This window comes from Wolbachia endosymbiont of Pentalonia nigronervosa, assembly GCF_014534705.1.
Lineage (GTDB): Bacteria > Pseudomonadota > Alphaproteobacteria > Rickettsiales > Anaplasmataceae > Wolbachia.
Genome location: NZ_JACVWV010000111.1, coordinates 1 through 2,710, shown reverse-complemented (window position 1 = coordinate 2,710; position 2,710 = coordinate 1). Strand labels below are relative to the sequence as shown.

6 protein-coding genes are annotated in these 2,710 nt (G+C 34.4%); 4 read left to right on the top strand and 2 right to left on the bottom strand.

What is annotated here, in order from left to right; translation table 11 throughout:
* Both IC220_RS06870 and IC220_RS06865 read left to right on the top strand, forming a co-directional pair.
* The coding region (locus IC220_RS06870; protein WP_188152743.1) for a transposase at window positions 1–174 on the top strand (174 nt) is incomplete at its 5' end.
* Window positions 175–561 (top strand): hypothetical protein, encoded by a 387-nt coding sequence (locus IC220_RS06865; protein ID WP_188153712.1) that lies wholly within the window; start codon window positions 175–177, stop codon window positions 559–561.
* A 6-nt stretch (window positions 562–567) separates the two neighbouring features.
* Here IC220_RS06865 and pdhA read toward each other — a convergent pair whose 3' ends face one another.
* Window positions 568–1,539: a pyruvate dehydrogenase (acetyl-transferring) E1 component subunit alpha gene (gene pdhA / locus IC220_RS06860; RefSeq protein ID WP_188153711.1), complete on the bottom strand. Its 972-nt coding sequence runs from the start codon at window positions 1,537–1,539 to the stop codon at window positions 568–570.
* A 53-nt stretch (window positions 1,540–1,592) separates the two neighbouring features.
* Between pdhA and hemJ the strand changes: the two genes are divergently transcribed.
* Together hemJ and IC220_RS06850 are read left to right on the top strand one after the other, a co-directional pair.
* Window positions 1,593–2,024, top strand: coding sequence for a protoporphyrinogen oxidase HemJ (gene hemJ, locus IC220_RS06855; RefSeq protein WP_188153710.1), 432 nt, complete (start codon window positions 1,593–1,595; stop codon window positions 2,022–2,024).
* An 80-nt stretch (window positions 2,025–2,104) separates the two neighbouring features.
* Window positions 2,105–2,539 carry an RDD family protein gene (locus IC220_RS06850; protein WP_188153709.1) on the top strand — a complete coding sequence of 145 codons (435 nt, stop codon included), beginning with the start codon at window positions 2,105–2,107 and terminating at the stop codon, window positions 2,537–2,539.
* Here the strand turns inward: IC220_RS06850 and IC220_RS06845 are convergent.
* Window positions 2,536–2,710, bottom strand: a 175-nt coding sequence (locus IC220_RS06845; RefSeq protein WP_188152743.1) for a transposase, incomplete at its 5' end; no start/stop codon positions are given. The genes IC220_RS06850 and IC220_RS06845 overlap by 4 nt on opposite strands.

The following is a 2,710-nucleotide window of genomic DNA, read 5'->3' as shown; positions in this document are numbered from 1 at the left end:
CCCGAAGCTGAAGGATTTCAGGTTATTCCAAAACGTTGGATAGTTGAAAGAACCTTTGCTTGGCTCTCCAATTTTAGGCGCATGAGCAAAGATTACGAACATTCTCCTCTTACCTCAAAAACCAATATTTTCTTTAATATGATTACCGTTATGCTTAATAAATTAGCTACTTAAATGATTTCAAGACATCTTCTAACAATAGCAGATCTGTTAAAAATACCAGGAATAGAAGAATTTATTAAAATGGAAGAGATCGAGAAGTTTTTACATACTAAGGGAATAACAAACTCGAGTGATCTATCCTTGCTAGCAGAATTGATAGAAAATAGCATACATATTGCAGATGAAATTAATAACAAATTAAATTCTGAAGAAAGCAAAATACAGATAATCTGTGATGTATTTCAAGCAGATCCGCATTTAGAGTCAGTATATTCTCTTGACTTGTATGAAATTAATGTAACTAGAAATGTGTTGAAAAGGCAGCCACCATCTCTTCTTAATTTATGTAAAACAAACATAATTAGAAGTTCGTTAAATCAACAGACAGTTTCTAACTGATTTGATTTACTTATATACATCCGTATATAACTCAGCACTTTCTGGTTCTTGGCTATTTTTTGCAAAATCTTCTGATTCTTTAATTAAATTGCGTATTTCTTTATCAAACTTTTTGCATTCTTCTTCTGAAGCGATTTTTTTATCTACTATATACTTTTTTAAAGTTTCTATTGGGTCATGATTTTGTTTAACATTTTCAACTTCTTCTTTTGAACGATAATTTGCAGGATCTGACATCGAATGGCCGCGATATCTATAAGTTTTCATCTCTAGAAGCATAGGACCGTTACCCGCACGGCAATGCTCAACTGCTTCACTTGTAGCTTCATAAACAGCGAAGAAATCCATACCATCCACTTGCTTGCCTTTAATACCAAAACTTTCCCCTCTTTTATATAACTCTGGTACTAAAGTAGATCTCTGTACGGAAGTTCCCATTGCATATTCATTATTTTCTATAATGTAAATTACCGGTAGCGCCCATAAAGATGCCATATTAAATGCTTCATATACCTGTCCCTGATTTGCAGCTCCATCACCAAAGTATGTAAATACAACATCATCCTTTTTTTGATATTTACTTGCAAATGCTATTCCTGTCCCGATCGGAACTTGCGCGCCAACTATTCCGTGCCCACCAAAGAATCTCTTCTCAATGTCAAATATGTGCATAGAACCGCCTTTGCCTTGCGAACAGCCTGTTTCTTTGCCAGTGAGTTCTGCCATAACAACTTTTGGATCTGAGTCACATGCAAGCATTAAACCATGATCTCTATAACTTGTAATAAAAGCATCACCTAATTTTGATGCAGCATAAGTGCCAACGGCAACTGCTTCCTGCCCTATTGATAGATGACAAAATCCACCTATTAACCCCATTCCATATAGCTGACCTGCTTTTTCTTCGAATCTGCGTATAAGCAGCATTTTCTTATAAAATCCTACAATTTCTTCATGAGTGAAACTTCCTTCTTTCATATTGTTGTTTTTCTATTAAACTCACATTATACTAGAAATTTAAATATTTAACAATGGACTATTACCACTGGCTTGAGGCTTTTCATGTCATCTCGATTATTATGTGGATGGCAGGTATGTTATATTTGCCGAGGCTTTACGTTTACCATGCAACTACGAAGCAAGGCTCGGAAAGCGACAGCTTACTGCAAACAATGGAGAAAAGGCTTTTAAGATACATAATAAACCCTGCTATGTGCTTTTCACTTGGCTTGGGAATAACATTAACGATAATAAGAGAAGCGTACAGGGAAGGATGGTTTCACATAAAAATGCTTGCTGTATGTTTAATGTTGATTATTCATATGCTGCTTGCAAAACATAGAAAGGATTTTGTCACAGGTTCAAATAAGAAAACCCATATTTATTTTCGTGTTTTGAATGAAACAGTCACAGCATTAGTAATAATTATAGTAATTATGGCCATCGTAAAGCCTTTTAGATAACTCAGAGAAAACAGCCATCAATTTTACTATTGTTTAATTACTAGATGCTACACTAGGTGATCATTATATGAGGTATAAAAATGAACACACAAATAAATTACGCAGGAATGATCAGACGCATAATAGCGTATGTTGTTGATCAAGGTATATATTACCTAATTTTTGGCTTATTACTTTTTCTCATATTCAATAAGCCTCTCTATCCAGAGCTGTACGATGTTGATATAAATGATACCACTTCTTATACAGACCTTTTTTCACTGCTAGGCATAGCCATAGTATCGCTAATAGTTATAGTATCAGAGATACTAATGTTGGCAAAATTTGGCCAGACCCCAGGAAAATTTATATGTAGTGCACGTGTCAAACATGAAAATACGTCCGAAAATATTACTTTTAGGCAAGTAGTAATTAGAAGCGTTCTTAAAGAATTTTTATTTGTACCTGGCTACTTTTATGGATGGTTTTTTATTTTACCAATATTGGCTCTAAGAAGATGTCTTGAAATCATTTAAGTAGCTAATTTATTAAGCATAACGGTAATCATATTAAAGAAAATATTGGTTTTTGAGGTAAGAGGAGAATGTTCGTAATCTTTGCTCATGCGCCTAAAATTGGAGAGCCAAGCAAAGGTTCTTTCAACTATCCAACGTTTTGGAATAACCTGAAATCCTTCAGCTTCGGGA

Bases quoted from the DNA above. Each gene is read 5' to 3' on its own strand.
- IC220_RS06850 (WP_188153709.1), top strand. From the start codon at position 2,105: ATGAACACACAAATAAATTACGCAGGAATGATCAGACGCATAATAGCG.
- pdhA (WP_188153711.1), bottom strand. From the start codon at position 1,539: ATGAAAGAAGGAAGTTTCACTCATGAAGAAATTGTAGGATTTTATAAG.
- IC220_RS06865 (WP_188153712.1), top strand. From the start codon at position 175: ATGATTTCAAGACATCTTCTAACAATAGCAGATCTGTTAAAAATACCA.
- hemJ (WP_188153710.1), top strand. From the start codon at position 1,593: ATGGACTATTACCACTGGCTTGAGGCTTTTCATGTCATCTCGATTATT.